The organism is Methylotuvimicrobium buryatense 5G (genome assembly GCF_000341735.1).
Classification (GTDB): Bacteria; Pseudomonadota; Gammaproteobacteria; order Methylococcales; family Methylomonadaceae; genus Methylotuvimicrobium; species Methylotuvimicrobium buryatense.
In genome coordinates this window covers 4,861,392-4,884,124 of record NZ_KB455575.1, presented here as the reverse complement: position 1 = coordinate 4,884,124, position 22,733 = coordinate 4,861,392, and the positions used below count along the sequence as shown (strand labels likewise).

14 protein-coding genes are annotated in these 22,733 nt (G+C 50.0%); 7 read left to right on the top strand and 7 right to left on the bottom strand.

The annotated features are described in order from the left end of the window. Window positions 1-103: 103 nt before the first annotated feature. Window positions 104-502 (top strand): rhodanese-like domain-containing protein, encoded by a 399-nt coding sequence (locus METBU_RS0122170; RefSeq protein WP_017842704.1) that lies wholly within the window; start codon window positions 104-106, stop codon window positions 500-502. Between the two features lie 127 nt (window positions 503-629). Here METBU_RS0122170 and METBU_RS0122165 read toward each other — a convergent pair whose 3' ends face one another. Continuing rightward, window positions 630-1,379 (bottom strand): IS5 family transposase, encoded by a 750-nt coding sequence (locus tag METBU_RS0122165; protein ID WP_026130384.1) that lies wholly within the window; start codon window positions 1,377-1,379, stop codon window positions 630-632. A 111-nt stretch (window positions 1,380-1,490) separates the two neighbouring features. Continuing rightward, the gene (locus METBU_RS0122160) at window positions 1,491-2,849 is read right to left on the bottom strand and encodes a TolC family protein (protein WP_017842702.1); all 1,359 of its coding nucleotides are present in this window, start codon (window positions 2,847-2,849) and stop codon (window positions 1,491-1,493) included. A 1,008-nt stretch (window positions 2,850-3,857) separates the two neighbouring features. On the opposite strand from METBU_RS0122160, the gene METBU_RS0122150 reads away from it, so the two are divergent. The 3 genes from METBU_RS0122150 to METBU_RS27810 all read left to right on the top strand — a co-directional run bounded on the left by METBU_RS0122150 (window position 3,858) and on the right by METBU_RS27810 (window position 7,845). Beyond that, on the top strand, window positions 3,858-5,501 hold the full coding sequence (locus METBU_RS0122150; protein WP_017842700.1) for an MFS transporter: 1,644 nt from the start codon (window positions 3,858-3,860) through the stop codon (window positions 5,499-5,501). 1,012 nt (window positions 5,502-6,513) lie between these two features. After that, window positions 6,514-6,993, top strand: coding sequence for a hypothetical protein (locus METBU_RS24995; RefSeq protein ID WP_235726439.1), 480 nt, complete (start codon window positions 6,514-6,516; stop codon window positions 6,991-6,993). Between the two features lie 681 nt (window positions 6,994-7,674). Beyond that, complete coding sequence (locus tag METBU_RS27810; protein ID WP_235726438.1) at window positions 7,675-7,845, top strand: hypothetical protein; 171 nt, start codon at window positions 7,675-7,677, stop codon at window positions 7,843-7,845. Between the two features lie 147 nt (window positions 7,846-7,992). On the opposite strand, the gene phoR is transcribed toward METBU_RS27810, so the two are convergent. Both phoR and phoB read right to left on the bottom strand, forming a co-directional pair. Further along, entirely contained in the window at window positions 7,993-9,291 is a 1,299-nt protein-coding gene (gene phoR, locus METBU_RS0122130) for a phosphate regulon sensor histidine kinase PhoR (protein ID WP_017842697.1), read from the bottom strand. Window positions 9,292-9,297: 6 nt separating this feature from the next. Then, the gene (phoB, locus tag METBU_RS0122125) at window positions 9,298-9,990 is read right to left on the bottom strand and encodes a phosphate regulon transcriptional regulator PhoB (RefSeq protein WP_017842696.1); all 693 of its coding nucleotides are present in this window, start codon (window positions 9,988-9,990) and stop codon (window positions 9,298-9,300) included. Between the two features lie 598 nt (window positions 9,991-10,588). Here phoB and METBU_RS24990 point away from each other — a divergent pair. Further along, on the top strand, window positions 10,589-10,978 hold the full coding sequence (locus METBU_RS24990) for a DUF4168 domain-containing protein (protein WP_017842694.1): 390 nt from the start codon (window positions 10,589-10,591) through the stop codon (window positions 10,976-10,978). Window positions 10,979-11,558: 580 nt separating this feature from the next. Then, on the top strand, window positions 11,559-12,632 hold the full coding sequence (locus tag METBU_RS24985; protein WP_051056292.1) for an amidohydrolase family protein: 1,074 nt from the start codon (window positions 11,559-11,561) through the stop codon (window positions 12,630-12,632). 225 nt (window positions 12,633-12,857) lie between these two features. Here the strand turns inward: METBU_RS24985 and clpB are convergent, their stop codons facing one another. After that, window positions 12,858-15,437, bottom strand: a complete 2,580-nt coding sequence (clpB, locus tag METBU_RS0122100; protein WP_017842692.1) for an ATP-dependent chaperone ClpB — start codon at window positions 15,435-15,437, stop codon at window positions 12,858-12,860. An 844-nt stretch (window positions 15,438-16,281) separates the two neighbouring features. Here clpB and METBU_RS0122080 point away from each other — a divergent pair. After that, window positions 16,282-16,467, top strand: a complete 186-nt coding sequence (locus METBU_RS0122080; protein WP_017842688.1) for a hypothetical protein — start codon at window positions 16,282-16,284, stop codon at window positions 16,465-16,467. Here METBU_RS0122080 and METBU_RS0122075 read toward each other — a convergent pair. Together METBU_RS0122075 and METBU_RS0122070 are read right to left on the bottom strand one after the other, a co-directional pair. Continuing rightward, entirely contained in the window at window positions 16,451-18,040 is a 1,590-nt protein-coding gene (locus METBU_RS0122075) for an autotransporter domain-containing protein (protein WP_017842687.1), read from the bottom strand. The genes METBU_RS0122080 and METBU_RS0122075 overlap by 17 nt on opposite strands. Window positions 18,041-18,093: 53 nt before the next feature. Beyond that, a complete protein-coding gene (locus METBU_RS0122070) occupies window positions 18,094-22,506 on the bottom strand; it encodes a hypothetical protein (RefSeq protein WP_017842686.1) in 4,413 nt (1,470 codons plus the stop codon). Window positions 22,507-22,733 lie beyond the last annotated feature (227 nt).

The window sequence follows — 22,733 nt, the reverse complement described above, 5'->3', positions numbered from 1 at the left end:
GAGCGCCGGAAGCGTAGTAATACCCGTCATTTGAAACCGCTTCGCGCCCAGCCGAGTTTTTATGGTTAAATGCCGTTTTACTCTTTTAAATAGGTCATTGTTTATGAAACTCCGAATCTTGACTAAGAAAACATTGTTATTTTCGATCATGATTATCGCTATCGTCGCCGGTTGCGCCTTTCAAAAACCTGATTATTTGACCATGATCAGTGCTGATGAACTCAATCGAATCATGCAAAATGAGTCTATTGTTTTAATCGATGTTCACATTCCCGAACAGCAGCATATCAAAGGAACTAATCTTTTCATTCCTTACAACGAGGTTGAGCGATACCAAGATAAATTGCCTGCCGATAAAAACACCGCTCTTTACTTGTATTGCGAAGGCGGACCTATGGGCAATGCGGCCGCGCGGTCTCTCTATGAGCTAGGCTATCGTAATTTGTACAATCTTGAAGGCGGAGCTAAAGCTTGGCGGCAAGCGGGGTTGGCGTTTGAATGAGGTGAAAGGTGAAAGGTGAAAGGTGAAATCGGTGCTTGACAAATGTTAGAAAAGTCACATCATTTCACTATTCACTATTCACTATTCACTATTCACTATTCACTATTCACTAGGGGCTGTTGCCGTTTCACATAGGTAACCATAAAAAAGCGCAAGCTAAGGCCACAGAAGCTTCAAAATTTCGTTTTAGCTTGTCATATCGTGTAGCAATAGCTCTGAAATGTTTCAGTCTTGCAAACACATTTTCAACGAGGTGACGATATTTGTAGAGACACCAATCCATATCATCATTCCCTACGGTTGAATTCTTTTTTCTTGGAATGACAGGAACAGCTCCTTTTTCTTTAATCTGAACACGGAGTGGTTCACTGTCATAGCCTTTGTCAGCAACGATATAGTCTGCCTTAGGCAGTTCAGCGACTAAGATTGGCGCTTCTTTACAATCATGAACTTCGCCACCTGTCAGTGTAAAGTGGATGGGAAGACCACAGGCATCAACAGCCATATGGATTTTGGTTGTATTGCCCGCCACCGACTTACCAATCGCTGATTCTTGCCCATGTGCCGCACCGCTACTATGCTGATGAGCTTTCACAATACTGCCATCAATAAATTGCCATTCCAAGTCAGGCTCAACGATCAGTTCGTTAAAAATACCCATCAGTTTTTCTTTACGAGACCATTCATTGAAGCGTTTATAAGCAGCATTCCAGTTACCAAAGGCACTGGGTAGATCTCGCCAGGGACAACCTACGCGCAAACGATAGAAAATCCCTTCGGTTGTTTGCCGAAGAAAGGGTTTGTCATATATTCCCATTTTCAACATAGTCATCTTCAATTTTTCCCACCGTTCATCCGTTAACATTTGTCGCGGCATAGTTTGCTTATTTTTGGCTAAAAATAAACGAGTTATGAGGCGGAATTATTGAAATTCAAGGGTACATTACAAAACGGCAACAGCCCCTATTCACTATTCACTATTCACTATTCACCTCCAACTCCCCAGCGCTTTTTTGAGCTCGGCTTCGGCGCGTAGCGCGTCGAAACGTGCCGCGATATCGCGTGAATGCGCTTTGTCGCGCGCAACTTCGGCTTCGATATAGCGCGTGACCGTGGCGGCGCCGGCTTGGCGTTGTTGGTTGACCAAGCGCAAGGCTTCCTCGGCCGACGCGATGGCCACTCGCGTCACATTGAGACGCGCCAGCGCTTCCCTGAATTTCAAATGCGCGGTTTTGACTTCGTTTTCGATAGCGAGCTTGGTCTGGGTATGCGCTTTTTGCGCTTCGTTCAATTGGTGCTCGGCTTTTTTAACGGCTTCGCTGGTACCGAAACCGTTAAACAAATCCATTTCGACCATGACGCCGGCCGTGACATTGTCGCGGTTAGTGGAAAAATCGATATTCTTGCTGTCCGAGCCATAGCTGACATACGCATTCGCGCGCGGCAGATGCGCGCCTTTGGCCGCGCTCAATTTGCGTTCGGCGATTTCGACTCGTTTGTAAGCCGCGGCGATTTCCGGACGCTCCTTGATGGCGCGGTTGAGTAAATCGTCGAACGATTCATGATTTTCCAGAATTTGTAGCCCCGCCGAGACTTGCTCGAATTCGAATGATTCGTTGGCATTAAGGCCCAGCAGCGTTTTGAGTCCGGTCCGAGTCAGTTCGATCGCATTCGCGGCTTGAATCTCGGCGTCTTGGGTTTCGGCCAATTGCACTTCCAACGATAAGACATCGGATTTCAATAGCGCGCCGGCATCGTATTGGTTTCTGCTTTGCCGCAGTTCGCTGTCGACCGCCTTGATTGAATTCAATGCGACTTTATGTGCCTCGGAGCTTGCAAGCAGGCCGTAATAGGTCGAGGTCACGGCTTCGATTAATTGATTGCGGACGGCCGACTCTTGCAATTGTGCCGCTTCGACGCCGAGTTCGGCGGCCTTGGCCGCTTGGTAGTCTTGGCCGCCGCGAAACAATGAATAGGTTGCAACGACTTCGGGCCGGTAATTATCGGTTCCGCCCGGTTGATTGAAATTGGTCGAGCCGTCGAGATTCAGTCGCCGCTGAGATATGATCATGCCGAACGCCCGCGAGGGATTGTCGGTATGTTCGTAAGACATACGTATTTGGGCTTGCGGGTAAAACGCGGCGAATGCTTCGCCCAATTGCGCTTGAGCTTGGCCGATACGCTCATGAGCGATTTGTAAATCCGGATTGTTTTGCAATGCAAGCGATATGACGTCTTCCAAGGTGTAAGTCGGCCGGCGTTCGAGTTCCGAAGATTGCGCGTAAACATGCGTTTGCGGCAGTATCAGTAAGCAAGCCAGAACGGCTGTTTTGGTCAATTCAAGCATAATGGCTTTCCGTTGAGGTAATGTGAATCATGCCGGCTAGTATATAAGAAAATACTAATATTAAATAGGCTTTGGAATCGAGTCGATAATACCGCATCGTAAGTCACTGATGTCAAGGATGTCGGTTGGTTTTATTCAAGTATACCCATCGCACTTCAAATTTCGGCATTGACGTATGGAGGCACCGAGGTGTTCGGCAAAGGCTTTGACAGCAGGGATGCTGTCACAGAGCCTACATGGACGTATTCGCGGCGTCCTTTGACGGACCCCCTGGCGTCGAAATTTGACCGGCAAAGGGTATAAGTAGCAATAGGAAATGATCAATTTCAATGGCTATTTTGTCTGGATGAGCCTCCAATTCTCCGCGTAGCCTGCGGGACGGGTTATTTAACCAGTCCCCAATGTTTCGGTTTGCTCCAAGCATCTCGGCTTACTTCGGCCAAAGTCGAAACGTTTCGGACGGGGTTGTAAACCCCGTCCTGCCAAATAATTAGTGCTGTGGGAGCGATCCCCAGATCGCGATCGTCGAAAACGACAATGCTAAAAAACGAACAACGGAATCGAAGCCGCAACACCAAGCTCCGAAAAAAAGGCGGCTGAATGTTGCAGGCTTCGAAAAAGATATAGATAACTTAAACGACACCGGCCTCGACATCGCGACGAAGGCGTCGCTCCCACAAAAGATTCAACAAAAGATTACAAGCCCAGTGTGGGAGCGATCCCCAGATCGCGATCGTCGAAGACGACAATGCTAAAAAACGAACAACGGAATCGAAGCCGCAACGCCAAGTTCCGAACAAAAGGCGGCTAAACGTTGCAGGCTTCGAAAAAGATATAGATCATGTAAACGACCTCGGCTTCGATATCGCGACAAAGGCGTCGCTCCCACAAGGATCTAAGTCTCTATCGTTTTTACTTTTATGGCGAAAACTATTTCCGCTTTGGCTCCGGGCAAGTCCGAGTTAGGATTAAGCCTTGCATAACGTCTCTCTCATCGACAATGAACTTATGAATACAAAACCGAAACGCCAATGGCAAAACTGGCTGGACCGCAATGTTTACGATCTGGCTCGACAAATGCGCCTTAGCTATGTTCCGCCGTTAATGGTCTATCTAGCAGCCGGCGTATCCGGCTTGACAGGCATCGTCGGAACTTTTTTCGTCAAGGAATATCTCGGCTTATCGGCCGAGTTTTTGGCGATGCTGGGCTTCTGGGTGATGCTGCCGTGGGCATTGAAAATGCCGGTCGGCCATTTAGTCGATTTGCTGTGGCGGCATAAAGCCAAGTTGATCTATCTCGGCGCGGCGCTGATCGCGGCTAGCTTGCTGATCATGATCAATCTCTTGGCTGACCGGGAATTCATGACGCATATCCTGCCCGCCGAAACCTGGTTTGTCTTATCGGTATTACTGGCGCCGATCGGTTATGTCGTACAGGATACCGTGGCCGATGCGATGACGGTCGAAGCGGTGCCGCGTTTCGACGAACAAGGCAGCCCGCTACCCGAAGCGCAAATCAAATTAGCGCACACGACGATGCAGACCTTGGGCCGAGTCGCCATTATCGGCGGGTCGATGCTGGTCGCGGCCGCCAATGTCATTCTGTTCGATGACGTACACTTGATGGACGACGCCGAAAAAGCGGCGGTGTATTTGGCGGTTTATCGTTGGGCCTTGGTCATACCCTTGATTTCGATAGCTGGGGTATTGCTGTCCGCCTATCTGCGATCTCAACAGGAATGGCGCTTGGCGGCGCAAGGTTATGAACGCGAAGAAATTGACCGCTTGCTGGCCCGGCCCGAAGATGAATTGCCCGAAATCAACTGCTGGATTCTCGGCGGCGGACTCGGTTTCGTGTTGTTCGCGGTCTTAATGGGTTTGAGCGATATTCCGAATAGCGATGCGATCGTCTTCATCGGTTCGCTGGCTATCGTCATGTTTTTGATTTGGCGCCTGACGCTGGACCTGGAGCCCACTCAACGCAATCAGCTGTACGGCATCGCTTTCGTGATATTCGCCTTTCGGGCCGTGCCGACGACCGGCGCAGGCGAAACGTGGTGGATGATCGATGTGCTCACCTTCGATCAACAGTTTCTTGCACAACTATCGTTAGTCACTAGCGGACTGACACTGTTCGGCATGTTTCTATTCCGGCGCTTCATGGCCGAACGCCCGATTACCCATGTGATTGCGGTCTTGACGATAGTGTTGAGTGCGCTGTATTTACCTAATATCGCGCTGTTTTACGGCTTTCATGAATGGACCCAGGCCCATACCGGCGGCGTGGTCGATGCGCGCTTCATTGCCTTAATCGATACCGCGCTGGAATCTCCCCTCGGACAGATCGCGATGATTCCGATGCTGGCCTGGATCGCCAACTCCGCACCGCCTAGACTCAAGGCGACCTATTTCGCGGTCATGGCCGCATTCGTCAACTTGGCGCTATCGCTGTCTCAATTACTGACTAAGGCGCTCAATCAATTTTTCGTGATCAGCCGCGAAATCAAAGATCCTACAACCGGCTTGACCGTCACCGCCGCCGATTACAGCCAATTAGGCAGCTTATTTTTCATCGTGATGTTCCTGGGATTGGCGATGCCGTTGTCGGCGATTTTTATCGCCCGGCGCACGTTTTTGAAGGATAGCAATTGATTGGGCTGCCGCGGCAGGGGCTGCTTGACTCCATAAGACGCGTTCCAACGCTTGGCTGCAAATTTCCTAACGTAATCTTCGATGCGATTCAAGAGCTCGATCAGCCCGGTCGCTCTATAGCCATCGTAGATCAAAATTCGGCACCGGGGTGCCCGTCAAAGGACGCCGTAAATACATCCATGTAGGCTCTTTGCCTAACACCCCGACGCCTCCATACGCTAATGCCGAACTTTTAAGTGCGATAGATATAACGATCCTTCTGTACTGATTTAATGCCTGTTTCGCCTTCTTTTTTGGCTTTGCAGGATTTAGGTTGAAGATTTGGAAACACTATTCCTCTAACATTAAATATGGCTTTAAACACTAACTTCTCTGTCTAGGCATAAAATTGCATATCCTTCCAACTTGTCACATTTAGTCTTTGTCACAAAATTGTAATAATTTAATATTAAATTTAGATAGAAGAAGCTATCTAATTTCCATGTAAGCCTTCGGTATACCCATCGTAGATCAAAATTCAGCACCGGGGTGTCCTAGGGCACTCCCGAAATTTGAAGTGCGAAAGATATAATGGTTCGACCAAGAATGTTGTCAGGTATTGATTTTTCCTAAATCCTGCAGTCAACCTACGAAATATACGTAATTTATCATACGGTTACATAAACCCCTTGAATCGCCCATTGGACGAGTAACTTGGAAAGTATACCTTTCGCACTTCAAATTTCGGCATTAGCCTATGGAGGTGCCGGGGTGTTCGGCAAAGGCTTTGCCTACATGGATGTATTTACGGCGTCCTTTGACGGGCACCCCGGCGCCGAATTTTGATCTGCGATGAGAATAAAACCGACTGCGACAGAACGGTATTATACAGTTGCAGTCAGAGCATATTAGGACGCATTCACCCAGCACCAAAATTTTCCGAGTTATTAATCCTGGTCGATGGGTTAAGCAATTTTGCTAATAATTTAAGCAGAATACTCATGCTGAATAGTTACAATTAAGGATCGTAAAATTGAGCGAACTGAAACACATCATTTCCCTACGAATAGAAAACAGTCTTCGTAACGCTGTTCAAGTCACAGCATCGAGGTTTTACGTCCGGGAGTCGGATATTTACCGCTTCGCGATCAACTACATGCTAAAACGGCTCCGATGCTTGCATGAAGACGACTTTACCGGCAGCGATTTGCTGCCATTGATGCTTGATATCCGCGAAGATTTAATCGACAGCCTGTCATTAAAGAAACATCAGCTTTTCAACATCATGAACGGCAACAATACCCATCCGGACAAGTTCGTTGCAATGTCCGATATTGAACTGCTGTTGACGCCGCGTCATTTGTTGAAACAACGCCTGCTAAAAATCGACGATACCCTCCGGTCCGATGTTGACAGCGAAACTTGGTTGAGGGACTATTTACTCGAGAAATACCAATCGCATCCAGATAAAAACGCTATACCTTTCGTACTTGAAAATTCGGCAGGCGACTAAGGAGGCACCGGGGTGTTCGACAAAGGCTTTGCCAGCATGGAGCTGGCATAGAGCCTACATGGACGTATTCACGGCGTCCTTTGACGGGCACCCCGGCGCCGAATTTTGATCTGCGATGAGTATACAACGTCCGCGCAGCCGCAGGTGTCGAATTGAATACTCACAGCAATTCCCAGTTTGAGCAGTTTCGCCGATTTTAGGGTGTGGGGTATGTCTGTCGAGGAACGCCGTAAACCCATCCATGGAGCATAAGTATCTACACATCTTTATTTTTTAAAATCATGCTGTTATAAAGTTTCTTCTGGTTTTTTATGAAAATAGGGACTAAAAATTGAAGTTTTTAGTCTACTTTTTTATCCTAGATAACAGAGAAATTAACTTAACTAATTGTTTTATAAAGCTGTATACTTGTGTAGATACCTATGTCCATGGAGGCTTGGCGACAGCTAAGCGCCAAGGATGGTGTGAATGCAGATTTTGCATTACGCCAAGGATGGCGTGTAGTAGGGCAATGCAGGGCAGAAAAATGCTCCTGCATTTTCTGCATTCATTACATCCATGTAACTCAGCAATTGCCGAGGAGCAAAAATCTGCCCCTGCTGCCGACATCCTCGCCAAGCATACCCCACACCCTTTTTGATCTCCAAATTGGGAATTGCTGGAAAACTCAGGAGCTTGCGCTTGATCGAAACGCCTGCGTATCCATTGACCAACAATTTGGGAGAACACAGCTTGCGGCACTGGGTATTGCTGCGCAAAATCAATTTCGGTTCGCGGACGACACAAGAAAGCCGCGTAGTCGCGTTACTGGCGAACGTAATCGATACCGCGCGCTTACTCCCTTTTGATTGAAAAACCGTCTAAGAATAAAAGGTATGGGATGTGTCTATCGAGCGAGGACCGCCGTAAAAACCAATCCTATTCTCGTTTACCTATGCCGGTTTTGGTGTAATGGGAACAGGGGGCTAAACGACTACCAAACAACCGTAATTCTGGAACTCACGCAACAACATCCTTCTCATCTGTGCAGACCAAACGGCCGGGAAAAATGCAACTAAAACAACTTCCCTTCCCGACTTCGCTTTTTATTTCTAATTTAGCCTCATGATTTTGCAGCGCATGCTTGACGATTGCTAGACCCAAACCGGTCCCGCTTTGTTTTTTACTGAGATTGGTATCGACCCGGTAAAAGCGCTCGGTAACTCTTGGGATTTCTAAAGCCGCTATACCTTCGCCATGATCTTGCACATCGAGCCTCGGGCAGCCCTGATGCTCATACCAACGCACATTGACAATGGAGTCTTCGGACGAATACTTTAAAGCATTGACTAACAAATTGGTAAAGGCGCTACGTAAATCCTCTTCCACACCGATTATTTTGGCTTGGCTTTCCAGTTTGAGATCGATACGCCCGAATGAATTTTTCAGACTAGCGCCTTCGCTACATATTTTACTTAGCAAACCTGGAATATCGACGCATTTCGCCTTCTTTTTCTGAGTTTCTAGTCGCGTCAACAATAATAAATCGTCGACTAGATGCTCCATGCGCTCGGTCTGACTCTGCATTTGCGTGATCGAATTGCTTAACAATCCCGATTCGCCGTCATCCATGTCTTTGATCGTCTCTAAATACCCTTTCAGTACCGTCAGCGGCGTTCTCAGCTCATGAGACACATTCGCGACAAAATCCTTGCGCATGATTTCCATTTTTTTCAGCTGGGTAACGTCTTGCGCCAACAGCAATCGTAACCCGGCACCATAAGGTACGACTCGTACTGAAAGCATCACATTCGGGTCGACAGGAGAAGGAAGTACGATCACATCGTCGTATTTGCGATTATCCAAATAGCGGGTGAATTCGGGAAAACGAATCAAGTTAGGTATCCGCTGACCTTTATCGGATTTGTCGAGACCCAGCACTTTCATCGCCGCTTTGTTGGACCATTCGATTTCATCGTTAGGACTCAGTACAACAGCAGCATCCGGCAAGGCCTCGGTCGATTTACGAAATTGATCGACCATTTTTCCGAGTTTTTTCTTGCGCTTTTTTTCGCGCTTTTTCATGCGATAAACGTGGAAGTAAATAGCCTCCCAAATACCGGTCGACTTCGGATATTTCCCGCTACCGCCGTTGTCTATCCATTTTTCGAATCGATAAATCTGATAGAACTGCCGAATCAAAATGCTCACCAATAGCACAAATAGAATCGGTACAAGAATTTTCCCCAAAACACCGACAATGATTGCGGCAAGCAACAGTAGCGATAATGTTGCAATTTCCCTAATCCATGGATTCATTGGGTTTTAGCTAATGAGAGAGAATCGGTAGCCGAATCCGCGCACAGTTTGCACTAGTTCTTCCCGTCCGTATTCGGCTAATATTTTTCTTAATCGTCTGATATGCACGTCGACGGTCCTCTCCTCGATATAAACACTGCGCCCCCAAACTTGATCGAGCAATTGCGTGCGGCTATAGACCTTGTCCGGATGCGTCATGAAAAACTGCATCAATCTGAATTCGGTCGGGCTAACATCCAGTTGCTTATCGCCTATCGTCAACCGGTGCTGCTCGCTGTCGAGAATCATGTCGCCCAGCGTAATCTGCGCTAGGTCTTGGATTTTACCGGTTCTACGCAGCACGGCACGTATTCTTGCAACCAATTCCTTCGGAGAAAACGGTTTCGTCATGTAGTCGTCAGCACCGATTTCGAGTCCGCGCACTTTGTCTTCTTCCTCGCCTCGAGCGGTCAATAAAATGATCGGAATTTCCCGGTAAAATTGGTCTTTCTTAAGACGTCTCGCCCATTCGATACCGCTAATGCCGGGCAACATCCAATCCAACACGATCAAATCCGGAGTGCGTTCCTGAAGAATCAAATTAGCCACTTCGGCATCGGCGCATTGACTCGCTTCGAAACCGGACTGCTCCAATACCATCGCCAGCATTTCTCGGATAGCATCTTCATCTTCGACGACTAAAACGCTCAATCTACTCATATGCTTCTACAGGTCAATAAAATTCCGATTTTAGCAGGAGCTATGTTACGTTTTTATGACAAATATGTGATTATGCCGATATTGTTGGATTTCTGATGCTTTCAATCGACTATGCGTTAACCGCTTTATGAGTCGCAAAAGTATTTTACTTCAGGTCTATACCACCCTCCAATAATCGCCGCAGCGACTTTTCAACTTGCTTGATTTAAATTCGATGAAACTTAACGAGTTGATAATAGTCACAGGAAACCACTGTCTCAAATACAACATTGACTCAGTGTTAATTGGGCTTAAGCCTCGTTAGGTTTTGATAACTTTCGACTAGGGTTCAATCCGCTTGAACTCAACATGCTTTCGCTCGGCAGCCATTCTCATTTTGGCGGAACTCCAAAAAATTGGAACGTCTCACCTCTAAAATGACAATGACTGAAAACCATCCAAGCGATTCCGAAGAGGGGTTGCTTTGTAATCGTAACCGGCTATTTCTAAGGTCATACCCCTGAGTCCAAACGGCCTATCGCCGTGACTTGATGGATTTAGAGGCGATCGGCTTGGCCTTACAAACCGTTACGTTATTTTCAGCTAAATAGGAGAACCTATGACTTTTAAAATCCATTCTATCGCGACTATCTGCACTGTTTTATTAACGACGGCAACCGCCATTCACGCGCAAGAGACAAGCTCTCCCGAAGTTGCAAACCCATCTATCGCAACCGAATCGGTAAAAATCGATCCGCAAACGCTCGAGAAGTTCAATCAGGCCCATTCGGCATTATTATCGATCCGACAAGAATTCTCGCAAGAATTAAGCACCGTCACCAATCAGCAAGAAGCCGAGGCAATACAAATGAAAGCCCAGGAAAAAATGATAGAAGCCGTGGAGGAAACGGGCTTGTCGATAGAACAATACGGCGAAGTCATTGCAATGCTGCAGAATAATCCCGAATTATCCGAGCATATATTCGGTAATTCCCGACCGGTTAAGTAAACCAATCGTAATTGTTCAGTCCCTCTTGAAAAAGACGACCACATGGATGCAGGGGACTGAGCAATTATACCTTTCGCACTTCAAATTTCGGCAGTGCCCGAGGAGGCGCAGGGGTGTCCGACAAAGGCTTTGCCAGCATGGAGCTGGCATAGAACCTCCATAGACGTATTCACGGCGTATTTTGGCGGACACCCCGGTGCCGAATTTTGATCTACGAATGGGTATACATCCAATCGGCGAGTCATTGCATGGGCTTTAAGCTAAGCGTGGACTTCAAGGTGCCGCGACCATTTTCGGAATATTCTGTATTTCCTTGATGGGGTCGTGGCTTGGCTTTGTCTATCTTTCAATTAAATGTTTAAAAGCAACCGGCTTTTGCAAGCCGAAAACAGTTGCATGATATCTTTACTGTTGATTTCCTCATCTCGTATTCGCCCTTCCTTTTCCACACAATCAAGAACTTGCATACTTGCAAACGCTGGAAAAATGACTCAAACATTAATTTCACAAGATCGTGCAGTATAAAAAACCGGAAATATTATCATCCTCAATCGATGATAACGACAAGGAACATTTACCCATGCCATCATTAATAATCTTTCCGTTATTTCTCTACTTCTTTCTGGCACCAACTACCGGGCATGCTCAATCAGAGCGCCATTACTGCTATTCCGACGCCCACATTCACTTTGTCAATTTTTTTCAACGAAGCGAAGGCATTCAGGCTTTGTTGACCGCGATGGATCAAGCCTGTATCGATCATGTCATGTTAACCGGACTACCGGTCACCAAAAAATGGGATGAAAACGAACCGAAGGAACCTCGCTATGTCTTCGGTGACGACGCGCCGACCTATTGGTACAGTGCCTCGGACGTTATTGTCGCAGAGGCCGTCAAAGATCTTCCGCCGGCACATCGCCAACGCATTCATCCATTTATCAGCGCATTCAATCCCAACGACATGAATGCGGTCGATCATATCGAGCGCATGATTCGTCTCTATCCGGGACTCTGGGAAGGAATAGGCGAAGTGATGACTCGCCACGACGATTTAACGGCACTCAATCTAGGTAATCCGGTACGTGCCGATAGCGGCGGATTACCTCGCATTTATGAATTGGCCGCCCGTTTGGATATGCCAGTGATGATACATAGCAACGTGACCTCTCAAAGAGAACACGAACCGCTCTATGTCGAAGAAATGACCCGAGCGCTGAGCGCTTACCCAGATACCAAGTTCATTTGGGCACATGCCGGCGTCAGCATGGCGATCAACCGCAGAATGAAACTGGATTTTATCGTCGGGTTACTCGATCGACTATTGAATAAACATGTCCATTTATATATCGACCTATCCTGGAGCTTGTTGAATCATTATCTACTGGATGAAAACGGCAAGCCGGATAGCGAATGGCTCGAATTAATCGAAAAATATCCGGACCGCTTTATGCTCGGCTCCGATGCAGTAGGCCGTTTCGGGAATATTGGCAAGGCCTTGCACGCATACAACCCATTTCTCGATGCTCTTAACGAAGCCACCGCTCACCGAGTCGCGCGCGACAATTTCTTGGCATTACTCCCGAAACAAGCGGTGACATTGCCTTACACCGGCGATAAAACAAAAACGCTGGTAGACGACGGCGATGACTCGTAATTAGCCTTAGTTCGGGATATACCTTTCGCACTTCAAATTTCGGCAGTGTCTAAGGAGGCACCGGGATGCTCGGCAAAGGCTTTGCCAGCATGGAGCTGGCATAGAGCCTACAGGGACGTATTCACGGCGTCCTTTGACGGGCACCCCGGCGCCGAATTTTGATCTACGAGGGGTATAAAAATTATATATTACTGCTGTTTCCTAAGCCCGACCGGCCTCAAGGAATCAAGCCACTTTCGAAAACGCCAATGTCCCGCCTTCGACATCGACAACAATTTTGTCGCCTGGACCGAATTTTCCGCCAAGAATCTCTTGCGCCAGCGGGTTTTCCAATTGATGTTGTATCGCGCGTTTCAGCGGTCTTGCGCCGTAAACCGGGTCGAATCCGGCTTCGCCGAGTTTATCCAGCGCCGCCTCGCTCAACTCGAGATCGATATCGTGATCGAGCAAACGTTTGCGCAGATAACGGATCTGAATATCGGTAATCGACCGGATTTGGTCGCGGCCGAGCGGATGGAACACGACGACGTCGTCGATGCGGTTGATGAACTCCGGACGGAAATGGTAGCCGACTACCTCCATAACCGCCGATTTCATCGCCGCATAGTTTTCTTCGCCTGCCAACTCCTGTATTCGGTCCGAACCGAGGTTCGACGTCATCACGACGACGGTATTGCGGAAATCGACCGTTCTGCCCTGCCCATCGGTCAAGCGGCCGTCGTCGAGCACTTGCAGCAGCACGTTGAACACGTCCGGATGCGCCTTTTCGACCTCGTCGAGCAAAATTACCGAATAAGGCTTGCGCCGCACCGCTTCGGTCAAATAACCGCCTTCTTCGTAGCCGACATAGCCCGGAGGCGCGCCGATCAAACGCGCGACCGAATGCTTCTCCATGAATTCGGACATGTCGATGCGCACCATCGCTTCTTCGGTATCGAACAAGAATTCGGCCAATGCCTTGCACAGTTCGGTTTTGCCGACGCCGGTCGGCCCCAAGAACAGGAACGAACCGTTCGGCCGGTTCGGGTCGGAGAGACCCGCGCGCGAACGGCGAATCGCGTTGCTAACCGAGATCAGCGCCTCGGTTTGTCCGACCACCCGTTTTTGGATCTGCTCTTCCATGCGCAATAATTTATCGCGCTCGCCTTCCATCATTTTCGAGACCGGAATACCGGTCCATTTCGAGACGACTTCGGCGATTTCTTCATCGGTTACCTTATTGCGAAGCAGTTTCATTTCCTGCATTTCAGCCTGCGACGCCAGATCCAATTCCTTGACCAGCGAAGGGATCACGCCGTATTGCAATTCCGACATGCGGCTCAGATCGTTCGCGCGACTGGCAACTTCCAATTCCAAACGGGCTTGTTCCAGTCTTTCCTTGATCGCGGTCGTGCCTTGCAGCGCGGCTTTTTCGGCTTTCCAAATTTCGTCGAACTCGGAATATTCTTTTTCCAGGTTCTCGATCGCTTCCTCAAGGCTTTCCAAACGTTTTTTAGACGCTTCATCGGTTTCGTTTTTCAATGCCTCGCGTTCGATCTTCAATTGAATCAAACGCCGGTCCAGCCTATCCATCGCCTCCGGTTTCGAGTCGATTTCCATGCGAATGCGGCTTGCCGCTTCATCGACCAAATCGATCGCCTTGTCGGGCAGTTGCCGGTCGGAAATGTAACGATGCGAGAGCGTTGCGGCCGCGACGATCGCGGGATCGGTAATATCGACGCCATGATGCACTTCGTATTTCTCCTTCAAGCCGCGCAAGATCGCGATGGTATCTTCGACGTTCGGCTCGTCGACCAAGACTTTTTGGAAACGGCGCTCCAAGGCCGCGTCTTTTTCGATATATTTGCGGTATTCGTCTAGGGTGGTCGCACCGACGCAATGTAATTCGCCGCGCGCCAAAGCGGGTTTAAGCATATTGCCTGCATCCATCGCGCCTTCCGCCTTGCCCGCACCGACCATCGTATGCAATTCATCGACGAACAGAATGACCTGGCCTTGTTGTTTTGCGATATCGTTCAACACCGCTTTTAACCGTTCCTCGAATTCGCCGCGGAATTTTGCGCCGGCGATCAGCGCCGCCATATCGAGTGACAACAATTGTTTGCCTTTGATGCCCTCCGGCACTTCACCGTTGACGATGCGCTGCGCCAAGCCTTCGACGATCGCGGTCTTGCCGACGCCGGGTTCGCCGATCAATACCGGGTTGTTTTTGGTGCGACGCTGCAAGACTTGTATCGTGCGGCGGATTTCGTCGTCGCGACCGATCACCGGATCGAGCTTACCCTGTTCGGCTTGCTCGGTCAGATTGATCGTGTATTTGCTTAATGCTTGACGTTGCTCCTCGGCGTTGGCATCGTCGATGTTTTGTCCGCCACGGACATTGTCTATGGCTTTTTCCGCAGCCGCTCGGGTCACGCCGGCTTTTTTTAGGATATCTTGCAGAGCGCCCGATGTTTCGCAGGCAGCCAATAAAAACAATTCGCTCGAGATAAATTTGTCGCCGCGTTTTTGCGCGAGCTTGTCGGTCACGTTCAACAAGCGCGACAATTCGTTGGAAATCTGCACGTCGCCGCCGATTCCTGAAACGGTTGGGGTGCGTTCAAGCACCTTGGTCAATTCGGCCTGTACGATATTCGGGTTTGCGCCGATTTGCGACAACAGCGGCCGAATACTGCCGCCGTCCTGATTTAATAAAGCCAGCATCACATGGGCCGGCTCGATGAATTGATGATCCTTGCCCAAAGCCAGGCTTTGCGCATCGGCCAACGCCATCTGAAACTTGCTGGTCAGTTTATCCATTCTCATGTTGTTTACCTCAACGGTGAATTTTTATATTACTCCTAACATGGAGGGTAACCGGCTGTTTTTCAAGCTCGCCGAGAAAAATTACCTTTTTTTGGCCGTGTTCGCGTTAATCCGAGAAAAAGCATTTCAGCTCGTTTCTGTCGTTACTGGACGCAGAAGCGTCCAGGGCTGCATTCCCATAAACGCCAACTTAAGACGCAATACATTGATTCATATTTGAAAAAAAGGGACGACCACAACCTAGAGTATTTTTACCGACGAAAGTGAAAATCCCTATGAAGCAGCTACAGCTAACAGGTACGCTTTTTGATGACTTTTTGCAAGAGCTCCCAGCAGATCTCCAGGAACGGGCCTATGAATTAGAGGCGTTTGCACGGGCACGGAAAATCCCAGCAATTCCCAGTTTGAGCAGTTTCGCCGATTTTAGGGTGTGGGGTATGCCTGTCGAGGAACGCCGTATACCCCATCCATGGGGGCTTGCCGGCAGCTCGAACGCCAAGGATGGCGTGTAGTAGGGCACCAACAGTAGGCGCTTTAGGCGATGCAGGGCAGAAAAATGCTCCTGCATTTTCTGCATTCATTACATCCATGTAACTCAGCAATTGCCGAGGAGCAAAAATCTGCCCTGCTGCCGACATTCTCGCCAAGCATACCCCACACCCTTTTTGATCTCCAAATTGGGAATGCTGGCCAAATCCCCTTCCAACCGTTGTCTAAGAAATATGCACAAAATAACTTCTACAAGTAGTAGGCTTTGCGGCGGTTCGGTAACTCGCTTGACAGGACGCCGTGAATACGTCCATGTAGGCTTGACGGCGGAATCTGATTGCCATGGATGGCATGAATGCAGATTTTGCAGGAGCAAAAATCTGCCCTGCCGCCGACACCTGTCAATCGAGCCACCGAACCCCCTTCCAACAGTTGTCTAAGTTATTTCATGCTCGTTCCTAAGCTGAGCTTGGGCAGGCGCGAAAAGGGCGTCGTTATTTCATTCCCTTTCCAAAAGCCGGAAATCAAAACTCCCATCTGACCCCGATGCGTGCAGTATGCATCGTTTCGTAACGTTGATCCAGCAAGGTTTCATATTGGGCGAACGAGGAGATACCGTTCGCCAAAATCGCGCTCATGCCGGCGCGAAAAATGAAATAATCCCGATCGGGGTTATTGGTCCTGATCACAAAAGGCAATGACGGGTCGTTGGCAAAACGCATGACCATGTCCCGGCTGTTGTTTTTGAACTCGTGTTCCCAATCGAAGCCCAAATGCGGCAGCAGCACGCCGAAGGGCGCGCTATAGGCATAGCTGACTTGCCATCCCAGCACCGTGAGCACCGATTCATTGAATTGTTCGTCGACGAGTAGATTCAAACCGGTCGGTCCTTTTTCCCGATAGGCATCGATGTTCATGCGGCCGTATTCGGTCCTCGCCTTGACGCCCAAGGTCCATTGTTTTATCGGTAAATCATAGCCCAAACCGATGCTGAAGCGTTGTTGGTCGCCGCCGAAGTCGGCCCGGCTATTCTGCCGGGCAATGTTCCCTAGCGCGTCGGGTATCAACAGCATCCGCTGCGAGTCGTAAGCATTGCCCGTATAGGTGAAGATACCGTCCAGATAGAGGTTGTCGGTGATGAAATAAGAACCGTAGACCGAAGCGCTGTAGCCTCGGTTCAATAAGTTACCGGCTCTACGTTGATAATCCGTGTCGGTATCGCTAAATCCAAAGGCGGCGCCCAGTATCAATGCATCGGTAAAACGATAATCGGTGCCGATGGTGATGCTGAAAACATCGGAGTCCGAGCCGACTTCCAAGTCGGTCGTGATTCTATCGTTTCTGTTGTATTGCGCGTTGACGAAAACGTTCAGGCGGTTGTCGAGCAAATCGCCGCTTTCCGGTTCGTCGCCGGCGCCGCCGCCTTGGGCTTGCGACGGAAACAGGCTGGCCAAACTGAAGGTACGACCGTTCGCGCTCAGCTTAATGCCGCCCGTTTCTTGTTCGTGCCGGTGCATTTGCCGAACTTCGTCGAGACGGTACAGCAAATTGCGAATCTGAATGTTCGACTGCATCGCCGCCGAGTTGATTTGCGCAGCAGTTTGCAAAGGCGTTATCGATTGCAGCACTTCGAATTGAGTCGATGGGTCCAGGCGGGTGAAGTTTTCGTAGAATCGCCTCAATTCGGGCGCATTCGATTTGCTGATGACCTTGAGTATTTGACTTTCATTCGAGAACGGCGCCATCGATTCGATGGACCTCACATTCAAGCTGACGGTCCCGGAGCCGGTGATCGGTTCATTGGCAAAGTCGGCGGCGAAGGAAAAGCTGTCGGCGCCGATATAATCGCTATTGGGGGTGTAACTGACCGAACCGTCGCCGTTATTGACTAAGGCGCCATTGGCGGGTCCTCGCGTGATTCGGATCGTTTCCCCTTGATTGGCAAGGACGATTCTGGCTGCTTGACCGGTCAAGAGGTTGACTGATGCGGGCGCTACGATTGCCGCATGACTGAGGCTGAAACTGCCGAGTAAAACGACGAGCAGAAACCAAGCCAGTTGACGAAGCATCGTGCAGGGTTTTCGTTGAAAAAAAAGGCCTTGTTGAGTGAACATAATGTCGCCTACTATCAAATTAATTTGGACCGGGTCATTGGACGTGAGTCGAACTAGGGGATTGGCCATGACCATAAATCAGCGGCAGACAACACCGGCTCCCCTATCAATTGCAGAATTTCGACAGGTAGCCCATCTCCTCCCTCATCGGCATCGTAATACAATCTTCCGCTGTCCAAGTCGTAAATCAAATAGATATCGGTCGGATCAGCCAGCTCGGGAATCTCGGAATCGAAATAGTCCGCAATAAAATACTCGGTCAAATCTCCACCCGGCAAAGCGGCGAAAAAGCTCAAGCCCTGCGTTTGATCGAAAATTATCAGATCTCTGTCGACAGTGAAGTTAGTGATAGAGATGGGGGCCGAATATGTTGCGTTGGTGTAACTGAGCACCACCCCGTAAAAATCTTCGCTTTCGCCTGAAATCGGCAGGGTCAATTCATCGGCCGAACTATAGCGAAACTCTATATAAAGATTATCGCTTTGATTCGAGAGATCGATGACTTGTTTGCTCAAGGAATTGACCCATAAATCTCCCCAAATTTGCAAATGCGCGTCTGATACAGGACTGTAATCTCCGGTCAAATCCAAATTCATTGCACCGTAAAGCGTGATATCGTTGAATGCTGTCGAATCGGCGGCAGTGACGGTAACAAAATAGCCGTCGTCATCGGTGCTTATCGAGACAATGCCGGTCGAATTACGGATGTCGAATATCGCGCCTTCTTCAACTCCCCATAAGATGATTTCTTCTATGTTGATTAACGTCGGCGCAACGGCGCCGGCGAGCAGATCGGCGTATAACGTATCGTCACCTAAGCCCCCGTCGACGATATCGCCGGTATTCAGCGTGGCCAAGCCGTCGTATAAATCACTGAAAAAGAGAGAGCCATCAAACTCGTTGTTGTTATCGGTGCCGGTCAGGTTGTCGTTGTTGACTGTAAGCCTGAACGGATCGGTATCCTGGATGACGAGTGTAGCGGAGAGCGCGACGTTGTTCGGATTATTGAGTTCGCTGGCGCGCAGAACCAATGTTTCCGGGTCTTCGGATATGAAATCTTGAACTGCGCTGATCACGAAGCGAGCCTCGCCGTTAGCATTCAATTGAATAATGAATGTATCCGGTGCTTCGCTATCGTCTATCAATGTGCCTACCGTCACGGCCGACAGCTCAAAATCCTGCCCATCGGCGCTGCTGGCTTCGCCGTATCTCGATATCGAGATATCGGAGCCCGGCAGGCCCGTGACGGTGTAGGTCACCGTATTCGGCGATCCCGGCAACTCATGAATTTCGGTGCGATCCGGTGTAATCGTCAGCTCCATATAATCACGGATCGTGATGCTCACGGAGGCCGTGTTATTGGGATGCTCGACATCCCTGACGAGCACGCGAAAAAGTTCGTTGCCTTCAAACAGGTCGTCTTGCACGGCGGTCACTGAAAATGTCGCAACGCCATTGGCATCGAGCGTCAAACGGTTGTTGTTGGGCAGGTGAGCGCTGGAAATATCATCCGCTTTCGCGACGCTATTGCTTGGAATCTCTAGTTGAACCTCGGTGCCGGGCGTTCCGGTTATCCTATAGGTCACGGTATTGGGCGTGCCCGGTTGCTCGTATATTTGGGTCCTATTGCGCGTGATCGACAGCGGGGTGATATCGCTGATCGTGACTTCCGCGGTCGCGGTGTCGTTCGGGTTGTCGATGTCGGTGACGCTGACGCGCAAGAGTTCGTCGATTTCAGCGATGTAGTCTTGCCGAGCCGTGACCGAGAAGGTGGCTATGCCGTCGTCGTTCAAGGTCAACAGATTGTTGTCCGGCAGATGGGTACTCAGAATGTCGTCGGCGTCGGCGGTGCTGCCCTCGGCGATCGCCAGTCTTACCGTAGCCCCGGGCGTTCCGGCTATCGTATAGATCACGGTATTGGGCGCGCCGGGTTGTTCGTATATCCTCGAGCGATCGGGGGTAAGCGTCAGCGGCGTGAAATCGCTGATGGTGATATCGACCGAAGCGCTGTTTTCTGGATGATCGAGGTCGAAGACAACGACGCGAAGTAATTCGCTGGGTTCCGTTAGATCGTCTTGCCGGGCCGTGACCGAAAAAGTCGCCAGGCCTTGCGCGTTCAGCACCAATTGATTGTTGTCCGGTAGACTCGTGCTCAGAATGTCATCGGCATCGGCGACGCTGTCCTCGGCGATCGCAAATTGCACGGTGGCGCCGGGCGCTCCGCTTATCGTATAGGTCACGGTATCGGGCAGGCCCGGTTGTTCGAAGATCTTGGACCGGTCGGTGCTGATCGACAGCGGAGTGACATCGACAATGGTGACATCGGTCGAAGCGCTGTTGGTCGGATGATCGATATCGAAGACGGATACGCGAAGCAGTTCGCTGAGTTCCGGGATATCATCCTGACGCGCCGTGACCGAAAAAGTCGCCAGGCCTTGCGCATTCAGCACCAATTGATTGTCATTCGTGCTCAGAATGTCATCGCCATCGGCGACGCTGTCTTCGGCGATCGCCCATTGCACGGTGGCGCCGGGCGCTCCGCTTATCGTGTAAGTTACGGTATTGGGCGTGCCCGGTTGCTCGTATATTTCGGTCCTATCGGGCGTTATCGATAGCGGGGTGGTATCGCTGATCGTGACCTCCGCGATCGCGGTGTTGATCGGGTTATCGATATCGGTGACGCTAATGCGCAAAAGCTCGTCGAGTTCGGTGATGTCGTCTTGCCGGGCGGTCACCGAGAAGGTGGCGATACCGTCGTCGCTCAAGGTCAACAAATTGTTGTCCGGCAGATTGGTGGTCAGAATGTCATCGGTGTCGGCGACACTGTCTGGCGCAATCGCCAATTGCACGGCGGCTCCAGGCGACCCGGTTATGGTATAGGTCACGGTATTGGGCGCGCCGGGTTGTTCGTATATCCGCAATTGATCGGGCGTGATCGTCAGTTGAGTCAAGTCTCTGATGGTGACATCGGCGAAGACGACACTAGTCGGATTATCGATTTCGGTGACGCTCACGCGCAAGAGTTCGTCGAATTCAGGCGTGTCGTCTTGCCGGGCCGTGACCGAGAAGGTGGCGGTGCCGCTGTCATTCAAGGTCAACAGGTTGTTGTCCGGCAGATGAGTGCTCAGAATGTCGGCGGCATCGGCGACGCTGTCCGGCGCGATCGCCAACCGGACGGTCAGGCCCGGCGTGCCGGTAATCGTATAGACCACGGTATCGGGTAAGCCGGGTTGTTCGAAGATCGTGGACCGGTCGGTACTGATCGACAGCGGCGTGACATCGAAAATGGTGACATCGGCCGAAGTGTTGTTGGTAGGATTGTCGAGATCGAAAACAGACACGCGAAGCAATTCGGCGAGTTCCGGTAAATCATCCTGACGCGCCGTAACCGAAAAAGTCGCCAGGCCTTGATTGTTCAGTACCAATTGATTGTTGTCCGGTAGATTCGTGCTCAGAATGTCATTGGCATCGGCGATGCTGTCTTCTGTAATCGCCAATTGAACCCGTGTTCCCGGCAATCCTGTAATCGTATAGAGAACCGTATTCGGCGCTTCCGGTTGTTCAAAAATTTCGGTCAGGCTAGGCGTCAAGGTCAGAGGTAGAAAATCTCGAATGGTGACGTCGGCCGTAACGTTATTACTCGGGTCGTCGACATCGCTGACCAAAAACCGGAGTAGCTCGCTGATCTCGGTTTCATTGTCCTGAAGAGCGGTTACCGAGAAGGTTGCCGTGCCATTTACGCCCAAAGTCAACTGATTATCGTCCGATAAACCCGTTATCGAAACATCGTCTTCACTCGCTTCGCTATCCGGGGAGAGCGCCAGTTGTAACGTCGTTCCCGCGCGGCCCGAGATCGTGTATGTGACGGTGTTGAGAGTGCCTGGAAGTTCAAAAATCTCTGAATGGCTCGGCGTGAAGGTAAGAGGAATGGGCTCCAAGACGGTCACTTCCTTGGCTAAAGAATCTTCGCCAAGCTCGCCGTCAGGGAAAACGCCTCGGGCAAAAAAGGTATGGGTGCCGACCTCGAGTTCGGGAATCGTAAAAAACCATATGCCGTTAGTGACCGAGGCAAAGCCCAGCGTTGTTTCAGCGCCTTCGGCAAAAATAGCGACACTGTCTATGCCCGGACCCGCATTACCTTGCAGGGTCACCGTTTTCCCTTTGGCTTGCGCTTGCGTGATGGCGGGGTCGAAAGTAAGGCTTCCCGGACCGAACACTTCATTGAAGGAAGCAATATCGGTAACGGGGCCGTCTTTGTATCGAGGTACCTTTAGGCGAACCCAGCTTTCTATCCGGTTGAAAATGCTTACAACATTGATGAAACCGTCGTTCGGGGCGTTATTCTCGATAGCAACAGCAATGCCCGATGAGTAGATTAACTTGTCACCTGGCCGGAACCTTAGATTATCAATGGAGTAACTGCCGGAGCGGAGCTGGTATGTGATCGAAGCGAATTTTTTAGACATAATAAACTGCCTGGGTAAAAAACATGGAAAACTGGTTTAAACAAATCCCTACCGCTTCGATGGATTCAAAGATCTGCCCTGAAGCCAAGCATGCCCTCGTTCGACCGCGTCAACCGATCGTCGTGACTCAGAATACCGCATAGCGCCGTTTGCCGTAAAAACCAACGAGGCGAAAGTCCGGGGCTTGCTTGGCGTAAGTGCAAAATATTCTCAGCTGGGATTTTCCG